The organism is Dyadobacter alkalitolerans DSM 23607, from assembly GCF_000428845.1.
In the GTDB taxonomy this organism is placed as follows: Bacteria; Bacteroidota; Bacteroidia; order Cytophagales; family Spirosomataceae; genus Dyadobacter; species Dyadobacter alkalitolerans.
This window is the reverse complement of the sequence record NZ_KE386806.1, coordinates 184,498-201,513: the sequence shown is the minus strand read 5'-3', so window position 1 is coordinate 201,513 and position 17,016 is coordinate 184,498. Positions and strand designations below refer to the sequence as shown.

Annotated in this window: 18 protein-coding genes and 2 tRNA genes; 6 read left to right on the top strand and 14 right to left on the bottom strand. The window is 44.7% G+C overall.

Annotated elements, in window-relative coordinates; translation table 11 throughout:
• Window positions 1–244 precede the first annotated feature (244 nt).
• The 3 genes from G395_RS31940 to G395_RS0128110 all read right to left on the bottom strand — a co-directional run bounded on the left by G395_RS31940 (window position 245) and on the right by G395_RS0128110 (window position 2,835).
• On the bottom strand, window positions 245–577 hold the full coding sequence (locus G395_RS31940) for an ISAon1 family transposase N-terminal region protein (protein WP_026633031.1): 333 nt from the start codon (window positions 575–577) through the stop codon (window positions 245–247).
• Between the two features lie 167 nt (window positions 578–744).
• Window positions 745–817 (bottom strand) — tRNA-Thr (locus G395_RS0128115).
• A gap of 113 nt (window positions 818–930) precedes the next feature.
• Window positions 931–2,835: a DUF349 domain-containing protein gene (locus G395_RS0128110; RefSeq protein ID WP_026633030.1), complete on the bottom strand. Its 1,905-nt coding sequence runs from the start codon at window positions 2,833–2,835 to the stop codon at window positions 931–933.
• Between the two features lie 106 nt (window positions 2,836–2,941).
• On the opposite strand from G395_RS0128110, the gene pdxH reads away from it, so the two are divergent.
• Window positions 2,942–3,583 (top strand): pyridoxamine 5'-phosphate oxidase, encoded by a 642-nt coding sequence (pdxH, locus tag G395_RS0128105; protein WP_026633029.1) that lies wholly within the window; start codon window positions 2,942–2,944, stop codon window positions 3,581–3,583.
• Here the strand turns inward: pdxH and G395_RS0128100 are convergent.
• From G395_RS0128100 to G395_RS0128070, 7 genes are all read right to left on the bottom strand, one after another.
• Window positions 3,572–4,177 carry a hypothetical protein gene (locus G395_RS0128100; RefSeq protein ID WP_026633028.1) on the bottom strand — a complete coding sequence of 202 codons (606 nt, stop codon included), beginning with the start codon at window positions 4,175–4,177 and terminating at the stop codon, window positions 3,572–3,574. The two genes, pdxH and G395_RS0128100, sit on opposite strands and share 12 nt — an antisense overlap.
• Before the next feature lie 76 nt (window positions 4,178–4,253).
• The gene (locus G395_RS0128095) at window positions 4,254–5,537 is read right to left on the bottom strand and encodes a citrate synthase (RefSeq protein WP_026633027.1); all 1,284 of its coding nucleotides are present in this window, start codon (window positions 5,535–5,537) and stop codon (window positions 4,254–4,256) included.
• 310 nt (window positions 5,538–5,847) lie between these two features.
• Complete coding sequence (locus tag G395_RS30820) at window positions 5,848–6,306, bottom strand: hypothetical protein (protein WP_051350458.1); 459 nt, start codon at window positions 6,304–6,306, stop codon at window positions 5,848–5,850.
• Window positions 6,307–6,337: 31 nt separating this feature from the next.
• Complete coding sequence (gene miaA, locus G395_RS0128085; protein WP_026633026.1) at window positions 6,338–7,291, bottom strand: tRNA (adenosine(37)-N6)-dimethylallyltransferase MiaA; 954 nt, start codon at window positions 7,289–7,291, stop codon at window positions 6,338–6,340.
• A complete protein-coding gene (locus tag G395_RS30815; RefSeq protein WP_157486863.1) occupies window positions 7,292–8,182 on the bottom strand; it encodes a hypothetical protein in 891 nt (296 codons plus the stop codon).
• 88 nt (window positions 8,183–8,270) lie between these two features.
• Window positions 8,271–8,876 carry a hypothetical protein gene (locus tag G395_RS0128075; protein WP_026633025.1) on the bottom strand — a complete coding sequence of 202 codons (606 nt, stop codon included), beginning with the start codon at window positions 8,874–8,876 and terminating at the stop codon, window positions 8,271–8,273.
• Between the two features lie 214 nt (window positions 8,877–9,090).
• A complete protein-coding gene (locus G395_RS0128070; RefSeq protein WP_026633024.1) occupies window positions 9,091–9,930 on the bottom strand; it encodes a methylated-DNA--[protein]-cysteine S-methyltransferase in 840 nt (279 codons plus the stop codon).
• A gap of 167 nt (window positions 9,931–10,097) precedes the next feature.
• Here G395_RS0128070 and G395_RS0128060 point away from each other — a divergent pair, with 167 nt between their 5' ends.
• Entirely contained in the window at window positions 10,098–10,400 is a 303-nt protein-coding gene (locus tag G395_RS0128060; RefSeq protein ID WP_026633023.1) for a hypothetical protein, read from the top strand.
• Between the two features lie 254 nt (window positions 10,401–10,654).
• Here the strand turns inward: G395_RS0128060 and G395_RS0128050 are convergent, their stop codons facing one another.
• On the bottom strand, window positions 10,655–11,635 hold the full coding sequence (locus G395_RS0128050; RefSeq protein ID WP_026633022.1) for a Gfo/Idh/MocA family protein: 981 nt from the start codon (window positions 11,633–11,635) through the stop codon (window positions 10,655–10,657).
• Between the two features lie 116 nt (window positions 11,636–11,751).
• Here G395_RS0128050 and G395_RS0128045 point away from each other — a divergent pair, with 116 nt between their 5' ends.
• The 3 genes from G395_RS0128045 (at window position 11,752) to G395_RS0128035 (ending at window position 14,235) form a co-directional block, all read left to right on the top strand.
• Window positions 11,752–11,973 (top strand): VF530 family protein, encoded by a 222-nt coding sequence (locus G395_RS0128045; RefSeq protein ID WP_026633021.1) that lies wholly within the window; start codon window positions 11,752–11,754, stop codon window positions 11,971–11,973.
• Between the two features lie 62 nt (window positions 11,974–12,035).
• A complete protein-coding gene (locus G395_RS0128040) occupies window positions 12,036–12,914 on the top strand; it encodes a DnaJ C-terminal domain-containing protein (RefSeq protein WP_026633020.1) in 879 nt (292 codons plus the stop codon).
• Between the two features lie 85 nt (window positions 12,915–12,999).
• Window positions 13,000–14,235: a DEAD/DEAH box helicase gene (locus tag G395_RS0128035; RefSeq protein WP_026633019.1), complete on the top strand. Its 1,236-nt coding sequence runs from the start codon at window positions 13,000–13,002 to the stop codon at window positions 14,233–14,235.
• A 78-nt stretch (window positions 14,236–14,313) separates the two neighbouring features.
• Here the strand turns inward: G395_RS0128035 and G395_RS0128030 are convergent, their stop codons facing one another.
• Both G395_RS0128030 and G395_RS0128025 read right to left on the bottom strand, forming a co-directional pair.
• Complete coding sequence (locus G395_RS0128030) at window positions 14,314–14,778, bottom strand: CHRD domain-containing protein (protein WP_026633018.1); 465 nt, start codon at window positions 14,776–14,778, stop codon at window positions 14,314–14,316.
• Window positions 14,779–14,856: 78 nt separating this feature from the next.
• Complete coding sequence (locus G395_RS0128025; protein ID WP_026633017.1) at window positions 14,857–15,591, bottom strand: SH3 domain-containing protein; 735 nt, start codon at window positions 15,589–15,591, stop codon at window positions 14,857–14,859.
• Window positions 15,592–15,794: 203 nt separating this feature from the next.
• Here G395_RS0128025 and G395_RS0128020 point away from each other — a divergent pair.
• Window positions 15,795–15,867, top strand: a tRNA-Lys gene (locus G395_RS0128020).
• Window positions 15,868–16,100: 233 nt separating this feature from the next.
• Here G395_RS0128020 and G395_RS0128015 read toward each other — a convergent pair.
• Window positions 16,101–16,961 carry an NAD-dependent epimerase/dehydratase family protein gene (locus tag G395_RS0128015; RefSeq protein WP_026633016.1) on the bottom strand — a complete coding sequence of 287 codons (861 nt, stop codon included), beginning with the start codon at window positions 16,959–16,961 and terminating at the stop codon, window positions 16,101–16,103.
• Window positions 16,962–17,016 lie beyond the last annotated feature (55 nt).

The following is a 17,016-nucleotide window of genomic DNA, read 5'->3' as shown; positions in this document are numbered from 1 at the left end:
ATTTGCAGCTTTGTTTGTGAGAATTGTATATAGCTCGCCACGAGAAAGACTGGTCTCGTCGATCGAGAGATGAGAACCTAAATTCTAAGGAAATAAAAGCCATTTTTTTGCGTGTCCTCTCTGGTTCCAGTCTTTGAATCCGCTCTAGAAATCACGATATTGACGGAGCAGATCTTTGCCATTTACTCCATAGAAACGACCGATACTCCAGACATCATTAGCTCTCGTATCCACCAATTTCTTTTCAAAAAGCCGCGAATTCACTCGTCATTCGCGTTCCTTCACCTACTTCGGTCCAATTTCTATATACAACTTTATCTGTTTTGGTATTAAGCCATCTACGGCGCTTGATATGCAGAAAGACTTTATGACCGCGTATAGGAAAATCTTGCAGGGTAATGATAGGGAAATAACCCTTAGAGAGCAGATCCTTTTTCTTTGGATCATCATCTGGGAAGCTCCTTTCCTCTAAATAAACATGATAACGCTCTTCTGACTTCTCTACATGCGTCAGTAAGTAATTGTCAATTATAAACTCCGGTATGATTAACTCGATAAGCGGCAAGCAACTCTCCAAAACACCCTGGTTTGATTAAAAATACAAACCTAGAAAAATCCTATGCCCTCCACAAGTTTTTGATTTGATCCATTTGATCCCTTTTTCATAAAAAAACCATTGCAACTTTTATTGCAAGTAAAGCAAAAAGCACCTAGCAAATTAATGCTAAGTGCTTGACTTTCAAGAGCCCCCAGTCGGGATCGAACCAACGACCTACTGATTACAAGTCAGTTGCTCTACCAGCTGAGCTATGGAGGCCTCTTTTTACTTTCTGATACCGTTTGTTATTCCGTTATCATGGTGCAAAAGTAGTAGGAAAGGCTATACAGCGCAACATTTAGCGCTAAAATTTTTCAACTTTTTTTCGAAAATTATATAGCTTCCTGAATGATAGATAGTTGGTGTTTCAAGTCATTCAGCTGACTCAGCGCACTATTTATCTTTCTTTCGAATTCTGCTTTCAACCGGTCCGACGTTTTTGATTTGGCAAAGAACTCAATATTGTTCTGCCAAAGCGCAATGTCGTTTTCAAGCTGCGTAATCTTGCGGCGAATGTCGCTTTCTTTCCTGTAAAGGTTACGGCTGCTATCGCCATCCCGAACCAGTTCCACTTCGCTTTCCAAAACCGCCTGCTCCTTTTCCTTGCTCGACAGTTGGCCGATTGCGCTTACATATGTGTTGATCGCCGCAATGTATCGTTTCTGAATCGCCTGCATATCCTTTTTAGGAACAAAGCCGATAGACGTCCATTCGTTCTTGAATGCACTTAGCAAGTTCAATGTTGACTCGTCCTTGTTATTGGCAGCCGCTTCAATCCTTTCGATCAGATCGACTTTCTTTTTCAGGTTGCTCTCAAATTCTTCTTCAACTTCCTTATTCTTGGCGCGTTTCTGATCAAAATATGCATCGCAAGCCTTTTTGAAACGCTCGTAAATGGTGTCTTTGAACTTTTCAGGCACTTGTCCGATCCCTTTCCAGCGCTTTTGCAGCTCAATAATCTTCTGAGTCGTTGAAGGGTTATCCTCACCCGTTTCCAGAATAGCTTCTGCTTCCGCGCAAAGCTGGTTTTTCAATTCCAGGTTTTGCTCGCGCTTGGATTCCAGCTGACGGAAAAACTCTCCTTTATTATTGAAGAAAGTTTTCAATGCTGCCCAGAATTTCTTGCTCAGATCCTTGCCCTCTTCACGCGGCATAATGCCTTTCAATGCAACCCACTGGTCCTGGAAAGCCATTATTTCCTTTGTCTTGGCATTCCATTCCTTAATGCTGCCTGAATTATAAGTCGTGAAGGGTGTTATTGCTTCGTAGATTTTAAGCTTCTGCTCGTAATTTTCCTGCATCGACTTCTTCTGCTCTGCAAACTGACCGCGCTGCGCATTATAAAGCACGTCCAGTGCTTCTTTAAACCGCTGCCACAACTTTTCCTGGTCTTCTTTTGGTGCCGGGCCAAGGTGTTTATAGTCTTCAAAAATGTGATTGGCCTCGTTCAGAATTTCACGCGTCATAGGACGGGTTTCCAGCGACTTACCCAACTCCTCCACCTTTTCGCAAAGCTCCGCTTTCAATTCAGCATTGCGGCGGCGATCCAGTTCTTTCAGCTCGAAGTAAATATTCCGGTTGCTGAAATAGCGATCAATCAGCGCGTTATAGGTTGCCCAGAGCGTTCCGTTGTGCGGAGAAGCAATGTTACCGGCTAGTTTCCATTCTTCCTGGATCTTCTTGAATTCTTCCCAGCTCGATTTCAGCCCCGAAGCATCCGTTTCTTTACTGCCTTCGTCTTCTAATAATGTACGCAGACGTTGCAGCAGAGCCGTTTTTACATTGAAATTCTTCTCTTTTTCTTTTTCCTGCCCTTGATAGTAGCTGTTTTTCAAACCCCGGATCTCGCGGCTCAAAGCATCTATTTTCTGGGTTTCTGCATCATATTTGTATTCAAACCCCTCTTCACCGCCATTTTCTGCGACGAATGCTGCCAGGGCCGTTTCTTTCTCCTTTTGTTTGATCGAATCAAGGACCGGACGGATTTCTCTCGCAACGGATTCCGCTTTTTTCAATGCTGCTGGTTTTGAACCTTCCACATTGATAGACGCCAACTCATTTTCCAAAATATTCACAAGCTGTTCCTTAGACAACTGGCTGTAATCCACGTCTGGCACTTCCTCCTCATGTTCTTCCGTCAACTCATTGTTAAGATCAATCTCAAGGGTGTCAATAGTCTTTTGTGTCAGGTCTTCCTGCTCATCGCTTTTGACCCCTTCTTGTTGTTCTTGTGCCATCGTGATTCTGGTTTCGTACGTACGTCTCTTATGGATTACAAATCTAATAATCTTTCCTCTGAAATGGCTACTTTTGGTTTCTTAACATTGAACATATTAGCATCCAATGGACCATAATATTGCCAAATTACGACAGGATTATAATTTGAAGGGTTTAGATGAACAGGATTTAAACCCTAATCCCTTCACACAGTTTAAATTATGGTTTGACGAAGCCCTTTCCGCAGGCGTTGTGGAGCCCAATGCAATGGTCCTCAGCACGGTTTCCGACGGTCGTCCCTCGGCAAGAGTTGTACTCCTGAAAGACCTTGACCAGGCCGGGTTGACATTCTTCACGAACTACGAAAGCAAAAAAGCAAAGGAAATGGAATCGGACCCGTTTGTGGCGGTTACGTTTTTCTGGAAAGAGCTGGAAAGGCAGGTCCGGATCGAAGGTAAGGTAGAGAAAACCAAGGACCAGGAATCAGCCGAATACTTTGCCGTGCGGCCCCGAGGAAGCCAGATCGGCGCATGGGCATCCACACAAAGCGAGTATCTTGCAAACCGCGCTGAGCTGGAAGAGCGGACACGACTTTTGGAACAAAAATTCGAAGGTGCCGAGGTGCCGCGCCCGCCACATTGGGGCGGTTACCGTGTGATCCCGCATTACTTCGAATTCTGGCAGGGACGGCGCAGCCGCCTTCACGACCGGCTTGTTTATGAAAAAACGGATGAAGGCAGCTGGGAAATCGAAAGATTATATCCCTGATCCTTTTTGAGACTTTTCAGGAAGCGATTTCAAAACATATTCGCCGAGCGGCGACAGCGTATAACCTGGTTCGTGACTAATCGTCAGACCCAGGTTTTTTAGCTTTCTGACATTGGTCTTTAACCATTCCTTTTCCTTGTTCACCTTTGCTGCCAGCGCAACAGCCGGTAGTTTCGGGTTTTCCTGAATCGCTTTTAACACTTTGGTCGTCCATTTGCCCTGATTACTGAACTTGTCCAGATTAAGGAGCTTTTCTTTCAGTGCTTCCAGCTCTTCGTTAGTAATTTCCTTTTGTTCTCTCTGACCAATTCGCGGATCAGGGCTTTCGTAGCCAAGTTCAATCCGGTAAATGGCGCCGTTCGTGACTTTTTCGAGTTCGCTTGTTACCGCTTGTGCGTTTTCATAACCGGCAAGCCTGGCATCCTCATCCGTTATTTTGGATAGTTCAGTTTCTGCAAGGTCCGTAATCTTCACTACCCCAATGCTCGTCTGGAGCAGGCTGCCTTTCCTGATCGAAAGCTTTTTCCATTTGCGGAAAGCAAGGGAAACGTTTCCGGACATGATGCCTTCGAGGTGTTTTTGTTTTATCAGCATTGTATTTTATTTAACAAAAAAGAGACTGCTATTTACAAGCAATCTCTTGATATTGAAAGTGGTATTACTAAATTGATCAGCGTTCGCTCATCGGAACAAAATCCCTTTTCGGAGCGCCTGTGTAGATCTGACGCGGACGACCGATCGGCTCTTTGTTTGCACGCATTTCTTTCCATTGCGCGATCCATCCCGGAAGACGGCCAATAGCAAACATGACCGTAAACATATTTGTCGGAATGCCCAATGCACGGTAAATAATTCCTGAATAGAAATCGACGTTTGGATAAAGCTTTCTTGATACGAAATACTCATCTTCCAAAGCCGCTTTTTCCAGTTTCTGAGCAATTTCCAGAACCGGATCGTTGATGCCCAATTTGTTCAAAACATCATCCGCTGCTTTCTTGATAATGCGTGCGCGCGGGTCGAAGTTTTTATAAACACGGTGTCCAAAACCAAACAAACGGAACCCGCTCGATTTGTCTTTGGCCATATTGATGTATTTCTGCACGTCACCACCATCATTTTTAATGGCTTCCAGCATTTCAATTACTTCCTGATTCGCACCACCGTGAAGCGGGCCCCAAAGTGCGCTGATACCAGATGAAATGGAAGAATAAATGTTCGCATGGGAAGAACCTACCAGCCTAACCGTTGACGTAGAGCAGTTTTGCTCATGGTCTGCGTGCAGGATCAGCAATTTGTTCAATGCGGCAGAAACTACGGGATCCACATTGTATTTCGCTACGGGCAGCGAAAACATCATATTCAGGAAATTGGAACAGTAATCCAGGTCATTTTGCGGATAATTCACCGGATGCCCCTGCGATTTTTTGTAAGACCAGGTTGCTATCGTCGGCAATTTAGAAAGCAAACGAATGATATGCAGCTGTGTGATCTCTTCGGAATTGGTATCAAAAGTTTCAGGATAAAAAGCACTCATCGCGCTCACCAGCGACGAAAGTACGCCCATAGGGTGCGCATTTACCGGAAATCCTTCGAATATCTTGCGCATATCCTCATTCACGAGGGTGTGCGTTCTGATCGCGTGCTCGAATTCCTCAAACTCCTTCGCAGTAGGAAGCTCTCCATAAATAAGCAGGTAAGCCACTTCCAAAAACGACGACTTTTCAGCCAGATCCTCAATTGAATAACCCCTGTAATTTAGTATCCCTTCTTCTCCATCCAGAAACGTTATAGCGCTTTTTGTTGCGCCTGTATTTTTATAACCTGCATCAATTGTAATATACCCTGTCTGGTCACGTAATTTGGCAATATCTATCGCTTTCTCCTGTTCACTTCCTTCTATAATGGGGAACTCGTACTTCTTACCTTCAAGGGTTAATTCAGCTATTTGGGACATATTAATGGGAATAAAATTAAAAAGGTTAATGACAAGATATAGGTAAATCGGGTCAATTCAATCCAAAGATTTTCCGTGCTCCTGATTTACTTATCCAACAAATTAATTTTGTGTTAATTGAACGCAAGAGTAACCATTTCCTGATCCGACACAAGCCGCAATATCCTAAAAAACTGTGTACTTTCTATTATTATCCATGTTTTATTTGTGCAAAATCGGGACTGAGGCAATAATATTTCACAATTTAAAGTAAATATGATATTATTCTATTGAAGACATATGTAGGCGAAAATAATGTAATTTACAGCCGTTAAGCTTCCTTGTCCTTTGTCCATTTCACATTAGGATCAGTCTCTACATACCTGGGCTTGCTCAGTATCTGCTTGATCAGATAGCGCCCGAACAGCCCGGCCAGAATAACCGGCAGCAGGTGAGCTCCATAGATAAATGCTTTGCCGGTAATGCGATAAGAAAAGGTGGAAAACGTGAGATAAACGTAACCAAACCAAAACACCGCAATGCCCAATAACCAGCTGTAATAAATGGTAGCCGGCTTCCGGTCTGCAAACCGCCTTATCAATTCACAAAGAGCCAGTGAAATGCCCACAACCAGCAAAACCGTTAGCAAAGCCCTCGGAAAATTCCGGATATAAACGTGCTTATAAACCATCACACCGAGCTTTCCGATCAGGTTGGGATGCGCAAGCAGGTAGGCATCGGTTACACTCAGGACCAACAGCAGCAAAAGGCTGCTCACTTTCTTATTCATTTTATATGACGTCTTTTAGGGTAAACTACTCTTATCTGTTTGCTGAATATTGCTGATATTGCCGGAAAATCATTTGCGCCTGTTCATCAGCATTGCATTCATTATCAAGCCAGTAAATTTCAATTCCATCCTTTTCCATCTTCCTGAAAAAAGTCATCTGCCGCTTTGCGAACCGGTGAATTTCCGTTTCCAGCCGCACCACCATTTCTTCGTATTGCAGCTCACCGGTCAGATATAATGTGATCCATTTGTATTCCAATCCATAATAGATCAGCTGCTCGGGCGTAAGCCCACTTTCCAGCAATGCCTTAACCTCCTCAACCAAGCCACTTTCCAGCCTTGTCCTTAACCGCTTGGAGATTCGCTCGCGCCGGACTTCCACCGCAGGATTCAACCCAAAAACAATGTAATCATAGGCCTGTTTTTCCGTAAATGATTCTGCCTCAGGATGAACTGTCAGAAACTCAGATATTTCAATCGCCCGGATCAATCGCTTTCTGGTCGAAGTGTCAGCAAGTTGCTGATATGCAGTTTGATAATGCTCAAATCGCGCTAGTAGCAGTTCTTTTGGCAATGCTTCCAACTCTGTCCGGAGTGCCTCATTCACCGGAATGGAAGCATATGCATGACCCTTGAGCAACGACAGTATGTAAAAACCCGTTCCGCCGCACAGAATCGGCACATGGCCGTTGGAAAGGACCGTTTCATATGCCTTTGCAAAATCCTTTTGAAACGCATTGACATTATACTGCTCGCCAGCATCCATAATGTCGATCAGATGATATGGGATTTCTTCGCCATTCAGCTGATATTCGGCAAGATCCTTACCGGTGCCAATGTCCATATCCCGGTAGACCTGCCTCGAATCCGCACTAATCACTTCACCACCCAACATAGCAGCCACTTTCACGGACAAATGTGTTTTGCCGGAAGCAGTTGGCCCCAATATTACGAGCAGCGGAACAGCGGTTTGGTTTTCAGACATTTATTCGGGCAATTTATAAGTCTTAACAAACTTAATGCTGCCAGCATTATAGATCGCAATGGCGCCCAGACTTGACCTTGTAGTCCTCGTCATATCCTCGGGAAATAAATAAAACTGCATTGGCTGCGTTTCAGAAATTCGTTCAAAGCCAAGCTTCTCATAACCAGCTCCCTCGGACCATTCCCGATCCGCGTAGGTCATGATATCATCCGGATTTTTCTCCCTGACAAAAGCCGTAAGCAGCTTGTCCAATCCACCCGAAACATTTGTCCCCAGTAAGCTTGCGAATCGTAACAGCTCAAAAGACCTGAACGGACCATCTTCTCTGGCAAATACACGCGGCGCACTGAATGTTGCAACTGCTACAAGCAGTTCCTCTGATTCTCGACCACATTCAAAATCGCTTTTTAAAACGCGGAAATAACGTTTGGGCAGGAATAAGCCAAATCTGGTCTTAGAGCTAACCGAAGCATTCAAGTGATTTTTTTCTAAAAATTGAGAAGCCGTTTCCTGGTCAATCCTTCGGACCTGCGTGAGCCTGGCGGCAATTTTCTGAGAAATTCCCAACATTGCGCTTAACCGCGATTTTATGACTTGCGGCTTTGTAAGCCAGTAATCCTCCCAGATCAGAACTCGCTTTTCACCATTTTTCCGCCTATTTATCAACTCACTAAATTCAAGCTGCCAGTTGTCGGGCGAGCCACTTTTTTGCCAATCTTGGAGATTAACCAGCACAAGGTTTAGCCACCGCCCGTTGTCATTCCTGATCTCAATATGGGTCGTAAATGCAGTTTCCAGTCTTATCTCATACGGCAAATGGATTTCACTCAGCCATTTACAGACTTGTTCGCTGAAAAATTGCGTGATGATCGGTGACGACGAGACTAGCATAGATCGGCAAGTTAGCCGCAGAATTAATCAGTAACAAAAAAACGCGCTCAATGAGCGCGTTTTGCAACTTATTCGATTGATTAGGAATTTACTGTCCGCCCAATCCGAAGATCACACCCACATTAACCCCACCGAAATTTGTAGTCGACTCGAAATCAATGTTATTGGCTGATCCCGTTGTTGATCCGTGGTTTTTATTACCAAAAACGAAATGGTAAATTCCTTCAACCTGAATACCGACGTTGCCGAAAGCAAAAATCAAACCTGCACGCGGCGCCGCACCGAAGTTGCTGTGTTTTGAGGATTCAACGATTGTATTTCCGTTGAACTTAGCATCGTATTTTGAGAAGTAAATACCGGCATCACCGCCAACATATGGCCTAATCACGCCTTCTGTAAAAAAGTAGTCAATCGTTCCGGTCACGGGCATCAACCGGCCCGTTGAGCTGAGCGTTTGCCCTGCCACCGTATAATCGCTTCCATCTGCGTAAATTTTACCTGCAACACCAAACGCAAAGTTAGGCGATGTAAAAACCCGCAGGTTCACCCCACCACCGGCAACGGTTTTAGAGTCTTCCACATTGGATTTGGCAAGTCCGCCTTGCAGTCCAAGTGAAAATTGAGCATAACTCACAGAGCTGATGGTCAGGAAAAATGCCGCCACAGCCAACGAACGAAATAATTGCTTTTTCATAACTGATATAGATTACTGATTGTTAATGCGAAGGACATTACGAATATCAGTCCATATCAGAAAAATCTCATTGCGAATAAGCGTGAATGCTTAGCAGACAATGCCTTACAACATTGGCAAATCACAATTATGCTATTCGGCTTACAATAATTGTTGTGCAAATTATTCCTCAGCAGGCCATTTTCCTGGGAAATTTGGCGTCAACGATGGTCCGTTATGCAGAGCGCGCTGCCTCCCACCCGATCAGCGCCTTCTTGCGCAGGCTGCCCCAACGATATTCTCCCAGCATTCCTTCCTTGCGGATAACACGATGGCAGGGAATCAGGTAAGCGATCGGGTTGTCGCCAACTGCGCTTCCTACGGCCCGTACGGCTGCCGGATGGCCTATGCTTTGAGCGATTTGCTGGTAAGTGGTCACCGCGCCTTTGGGAATGCTCAACAAAGCTTCCCAGACTTTAAGTTGAAAGTTGGTTCCCTGAATCAGCACGGGCAGCTTTTCCAGCGACCCTGTTGCCGGTTGAAAGATGCGGTCGATAAAGCTTTTTGTGGACTCCTGGTCGTGTTGAATGTTGGCATAGTACCATTTTTTGGCCAATGCGATCAGTTCCGCTTCGCGGCTTGCTTCATCTATGAACGCCATCGCGCAGATTCCACGGTCCGTTACTGCGATAAAACAATCTCCAAACGGTGTAGGATGAATGCCGTAACGAATGGCCAGCCCCTTGCCCGAAGTTTTGAATTCCTGTGGAGTCACCGCTTCAATGCTGATGAAATGGTCGTAAACCCGGCTCTGGCTGGAAAGACCGGCTTGTTCCGCGAGCTCAACGAGGTTGGATGTTTCCCGGATCTTTTCTTTAAGATATGATGCAGTGATGAATTGAAGGAATTTCTTGGGGCTCACACCGGCCCATTCTGTGAAAACACGCTGAAAATGGAATTGACTAATGCTCACTTCCTCAGCCACTTCGAATAATGAGGGCTGCTCTTTTGCGTTAGCAACGATGAACTCGATGGCTTTGGCAATTTTGTCGTAATTATAAGTTTCCTGGTTCATGGGATTGATAATTTGTTATACAAAATTGGCTTCGGATCCACAGTTACCCAACCTGAAACTTGCTCAAAACGACGCCATTCACACATTTCAGTTTTTAAATTAAAACCCCTACCCCTTATATTCACAATGTTTATTAAACGCAACATTCCTACTAACGACCACTAATCATGAGGTTTTTCGCAATAGCAATCTTCGCTTTTTTCGTCGGCATGCACCAGACCCAAGCCCAGAATTTCAAAGCCGAACTGAAAAAACTCGATTCGGAAATTAAGGCAGCCTATAAAAATAAGAAATTAACCGAGCTTGAATATTCCAAATTACAGCGCGAACAGGACGTAATCCTGGCAACGATAGAAAAAGCTCAGGCTGATGACATTGTGACGCCGGATGAGAAAAATAAGATCCATTCAAAAATCGTCCGGTCCAAGAAAAGGCTCGCCAAATACAAGACGAACCGGGAAGTTTACTGATATGTCAGACTGAGCGGACTTCGGCTCTGCTCAGTCTGACATTGGCATTGGCTTTGCTTAGTGCGACATTGTCGCTAAGCGGTTTTTTAGTAGTCTTTTTTGCCGTCTTTTTTTGCTTTTTTCTCTGCGCGTTTTTCTTTCAGGTTCTTCTCAGGCTCTTTTTTCGTGCTTCCCTTGTCGAGATTTTTACCCTTTGCCATGACTATTTAATTTTGAGGTTATGATGATTGAATAACTGTAAAACTATAAAAAAATTACTTTTTCGTAATCCAATCCATGATATGGTTCGCCCTTGCTCCCGTTTCGCCTGTGCTGGGGCAAGTCCCTTCGCCGCGTAGGGTTTTCACAATCGAATCAATTAAAGGCTGTTGAACGTGCTGCGGATACGGAATGTTTATGACCTCCGTTCCGGATTCTGTTTCGACTATAATGTCAAATTTTTCAAAAAACGAAAAGGTGATCCTGCCTGCGGCACCAACGATTTGTGCCTGATCCTCGCGCTGTTCCTTATTGATGGTATAGCACCAGCTTCCATGGCCCAGCACACCGGATTCAAACTCATAATTGGCGACGACGATGTCATCCGCTTCATATAAACCCGCCTGGTTACGCGCGATCCCGGAAGCATACTTAACCGGTCCAAATACAAATTCCAGGAAATCAAACTGGTGCGAGGCAAGATCATGAAAATGCCCGCCACCCGATATTTTCGGGTCCACACGCCAGCGCGGTTTCCGGTTGGCACCTACTTCTTCCTCATAAGGTTGCCATTGCAGGCAAATGCTAACAAATCTTACATCACCTATTATCTTGCTGTCAATCAATTCATTAACCTTTAAAAAATAGTCAAGCGAACGCCGGTAAAATGCCACAAAAACAGGCACGCCGCTTTCTTTACTGAATGCGTTAATCCGGTCGCATTCAGCGCCATTTAACGCCATCGGCTTTTCAATGTAGACAGGCTTGCCTACCTTCATGGCCTTAATCGCCAATTCTTCGTGCGCGTCCGGAGGTGTAGCAATGTATATCGCGTTGATTTCCGGGTCGTTAATGAGCTCGTCGGCATCTGCATACCATTTAGGAACATTGTGTCGGGACGCATAGTCGGCTGCTTTTTCAGCATCGCGCCGCATAACAGCGACAAGGCTGGAATTGGCAACTTTGTTAAAAGCCGGGCCGCTTTTGACTTCGGTAACATTACCACACCCGATAATGCCCCATTTTATCTGATCCATAAGCAGGATTTTTGTTTGAAATTATCGCGATTCAGCTTTGAACTAATCGTTAAGCATAATAATTATTTAATTGGATAAATCTACTTTAAAACGAAGGCAACATTCTATTACAAAACATGGAAATACAACCTAATAACCCGCTTCACGGAAAGACCCTGGAGGCAATTTTGAACGAACTGGTTGAATATTACGGCTGGGAACAAATGGGTTATCACATTAATATTAATAGCTTTCAGTTTGAGCCGAGTGTTAAATCCAGTTTGAAGTTTTTAAGGAAAACGCCGTGGGCAAGGAAAAAAGTAGAAGACCTGTATTTGAAAATGCTCGAACGCAAATGACGTGAGCGCAATTTTTTTTTAATATGAATAACAAACCTGAATCGATCTAAACTTTTTTAATTATGCCATTCGTAGATTATTATCAGATCCTTGGCGTAGATAAAAACGCACAGGACAAGGACATAAAGAACGCTTACCGGAAACTGGCCCGGAAATATCACCCCGACGTAAACCCGAATGACAAGGAGGCCGAGAAGAAATTCCAGGAGCTTAATGAAGCGAACGAAGTGCTCAGCGATCCTGAGAAACGCAAAAAATACGACCAGTATGGAAAAGACTGGCAGCATAGTGACGAGTTTGAAAGGGCACGCCAGTCTCGGGCTCATTCGTCACGGCAGCAAGGTCAGTGGCAGACAGGCGGTAATGATTTTTCCGATTTTTTCGAATCCATGTTCGGTTCTTCAAGCGGCTTTGGAGGCGGCAGGCAGCGCACATTGCGTGGCCAGGATTACCAGGCCGAGCTGCACCTGACATTACAGGAAGCATACCATACGCAAAAGAAGACGATCACGGTTAACGGCAAAAACATCCGGATTACCGTCCCCGCCGGCATTCAAAACGGCCAGACGATCAAAATCGCAGGCCACGGCGGACCGGGCGCCAGCGGCGGCCAGAACGGTGACCTTTTTATTACATTCAACATTGCAGCCGACGATAAGCTCAGAAGGACCGGCGACGACATTCATCAGAAAGTGGAGCTGGACCTCAAAACTGCATTGCTGGGCGGTGAACTGATCATCGAAACCCTTAGCGGAAAAGTTAAGCTTCCCGTTAAGCCCGAAACGCAGAATGGAAGTGTTGTCAGATTAAAAGGAAAAGGTTTTCCTGTTTACAAAAAAGCGGAAAGCTTCGGAGATCTGTATGTAACATTTGATATAAAAATTCCCGAAAACCTGAACGAGCGCCAAAAAGAACTGATTGCCGAAGCCTTCAACAATTAATCGTGCGGTCTTGGATAACAGCGTATCTTTGGGCAGTTTTTAGAAGGCGGCGAACCAGAAAAGCCGCCTTACCAATCTATATTTTATGAAATTCGAAGATTACCACATTGCCTCCGAAATCAAGCGCAGCCTCGATACAGCCGGGTTTAAAAAGCCCACAGACATTCAGTTTAAGGCTATTCCGGCGATCATGAAAGGCGAGGATGTATTGGCCATTGCGCAAACGGGAACGGGTAAAACCGCCGCCTTTGCGATTCCGGTCATAGATAAATTACATAAACAAAAAGTTTCCAGCCGCTCTGAAGGGATTAAATGTGTCGTGATGGTCCCTACGCGGGAACTTGCGATCCAGATCACCGAAGTTTTTGCGAAACTGGCACAGCATACGAGGGTTAAAGCATTCAGCGTTTTTGGCGGCGTAGAACAAGGTCCGCAAATCGCCCAATTGGAAAAAGGCATTGACGTGCTGGTTTCCACACCGGGGAGAATGTTCGATCTGGTAAGTCAGGGCCACATTAAGCTCGACCGCATCGAAATCCTGATCCTCGACGAAGCTGATCACATGCTCGACCTGGGCTTTATTAAAGACATTCAGGATCTGATTAAATTTCTTCCCAAGAGCAGGCAAACGCTCTTTTTCTCAGCCACGATCAATGAGAAGATCAAGAAACTAGCTTACTCGCTTGTAAAAAATGCCATACGCATCCAGATTTCTCCTAACGACAGGGTTGCTAAGAACATTACCCATTCGGTTGCTTTTGTAGAAATGGATGACAAGCGATTTTTCCTGGAACGCGTCATAAAAGAAAATCCGGATAGCAAGATCCTCGTTTTTGTCCGCACAAAAGTGCGCGCAGAAAGGGTTTTCAATGCGCTGGAAAGAATGGAAATCAACAGCTTAACCATTCACGGCGATAAGGAACAAGCGGACCGGCTTACAGCATTGAACGAATTCAAGAAAGGCAATACCAAAGTGCTGATCGCCACTGACGTCAGCGCGAGGGGAATTGACATCGCCAATGTTGATTATGTAGTGAATTACGACCTCCCTGAACAGGCCGAAAACTATGTACACCGGGTGGGCCGCACAGGACGCGGAACCCAAAAAGGCCGCGCCGTGTCATTTTGCAGCCCCGAGGAAAAACCGATGCTTGACGAAATTCAAACCTACCTCGACAAACCCATCGATGTCCTCAACATCAGCGCCACGGATTATTCACAAACCATCGACTTCACCGCCGACACAACCGACGATCTGAAATCGCTTATGAAAGAAGTTGAAGCGTACGAAACGGCAAAGAAGAAGAAAAAGAAAAAATAATGTTTAGCTTATATCACAAAAAAAGGCTTGCAGTGTTCGCTGCAAGCCTTTTATATGGCTAAAAACTCCTAAAAGTCCTTATTCTTCGATTTTATCAGCCAGGATCTGTCCGCGAATCTCACCGTAAATGTTGTTTGCGGTCGGGATGTTAACATACATCATTCCCAGGATCAATTGTGTTTGTTGCTCAGTATTCAGCTTCTGTGTTCCCTGAACCTGGCTGCCCGTTGGCTTATCAGCCAATGTGAATACCAACGGACCTGCTTCCCAAGATGGGCTTGCCGTGTGGATGTTTACAGAAGTCGGTGTAACATTTTGATAATTAATGTTGTATTTCAACTCCATAGTGGCTTTGTTGTATTCAAAAACACCTGTGCCTTGTCCAGCGGAAGTAGCTTTTGGAACAGTAGCACTACTATTTATAACTGCGGAGAACTTCACAATGTCATCTTTGTGAGGACCTTCCTCTTTGCAAGACGACACAAACCCTAACATTACAACTCCTGCGATCAATAGTAAAAAACGTTTCATTGGCTTTTTCATACATCGTTAATTTAAAAAAAAATTTGTCCTAAATATATATAAACTTATCTCGTTACAAAAATGATACCCGCACTGCACTCAAATATTCCAAAGGTCACTTTTACGTATATACACGATCCGGTTGTTCCATATAACCCTGTTCCAATGGTCCACAGAGCCGACAATCGTCAGCTTATGCCCCTTTCCTACCCGATCTATAACCGGAGCCGCCGATGACGGCTCATCTCTCAGGAACGTATTTTCATTAATGATAATGCAGGTCTGGTAAAGCGACGGCACGTTGAGTATTCCCAGTAACACAAGCAGATACACGACAATTGACAGCTTATGTATTTGCAGTATCGGCTCACCTCTCCGAACTTTTGTAACCATTATTACCACTATGTACGTCCCCAAAGTTAGAAGCAATATTGGAATGTAATCACCATATCTTCTATAAAAAATTATAAAATAGTTGTAATCGTCGAATTCATAGCCGGTTAGATTTTGTTCAGCCGCCAGCTTATCCATTTTTTCAAAAAGGCGGCGGGACGGGTTTGTGAGGGCGAGTTTGCTGAGATAAAAAAGGCAATCGGTGTAGTTATTTGTCTTTTCGGCCAGGAAAGCCAGTTTGAGCAGCAGGCTTTGGTTGTTTTTTTCGTCTTCGCTAAAATTTTTTTTATAGAGTACAAGTGACTCGGGGTATCTTGCCATAGCAAACAGAGAATCAGCCGTTTTTAACTCTTTTTTATTGGCTGAAAAGGCTGTTTCAGGGGCAATGACAGTTCCCAAAAAAATCCAAATGAACAGGTATTTCTTACTCAGGGCTTGCATTATACTTTTTTGAATTCTACTTTTGCATCGCAATTACGGAAACGCCCCGTGCAAATCCAATTAATAAAGAAAGTTGCAAAATCGATTCCGTAGCTCAGCTGGTAGAGCAATACAACGCGCGGCGTCCGCTTTTAATGTATGGGTCCTGGGCCCTTCTACAAAGAAAGCAAAAACTGAATGTGAACAGTAAAATCACAAAGTAGGATTCCGTAGCTCAGCTGGTAGAGCAATACACTTTTAATGTATGGGTCCTGGGTTCGAATCCCAGCGGGATCACTTGAAGAAATAACAAAAAGCATCAAAAGCCTGCAAATCAACAGATTAGCAGGCTTTTTTCTTTTCCGGATTATGCCAAAATGTTCAATTTTCCACAGATTTTTGGTGAGTAATTCGGTGAGTTGGAATCATTTTATGAGACAAACTAAGGAAGCAGCCTACACCTGCAAGTATCCAAATCCAGATAAAAGGTATCCGAATTTTTTATGACTATTGAGCGCACTGTTTTATGGTTACAAAATATCAAGATCGCGGGCTACATAGTAGGTTGGCACCAATGGCCGGAAGCCGGTTCTCCTTCGAAGTTTGGAAATATCCTGAACACCTTGGAAAGGATCGTTAAGGGGGCCTTCTGTTTCACCAAAAGTATCAGCCGCTTTTCCAACCGAATCAGCTAGTTCGTACAGAGTGATTGGTGCATCGTCAGCTACGTTAAAGATCTCTCCATCCAACCCTTCTAAGGTGAGCATCAGGATCAGCGCTTGCGCAACATCCAGGTGATGTACCATGTGCATCCGCGAACCTGAATGCATGTTCAACTTTTTAATGTATGGGATAATTTGAGCGATGTGCGGATCTTTATCTCCGTAAACAAAGCCAAGACGCAAAATACGGACGTCAAATTTCTGGTTTTGCTGCATCTCGATCAATTCCCTTTCTGCGGCGATCTTGCTGGAAGAGTAAGCGCGCGGATCGTTGATATCCACTTGTTCGTCTTCTTTTGCGGGGCGGTGGTAACCTGAACCGTACACATTAGAGGTGCTGGTAAAAACAAATCGTTTGACACCGGCTTCGTGTGCTGCTTGCGCTAGTGCGATACTTCCCTCGCGGTTGGTTTTGATGATACCTTCATTATCTGTAAGGGTTCGGAAGAGCGCTGCAAGGTGGATCACGGCATCCATGCCAGCTACCGCCGCTGGCAAGGTCGCTGGTTCAAATAGATCGCCGGTTATGGGTGTCGCACCGAGTTCTACCAGACTGCCTGCCTTTGCCACGTCCCTGACCAATATCGATACATCAAAGCCTTTGGCTATCAGACGTGGCACCAAACGGCTCCCTACTTTTCCTGTCGCTCCTGTTACTAATATTTTCATTGTTGAATGATTTAATAATGATACGGCAAAATTAAACCGCAGATGGGCTGACAGC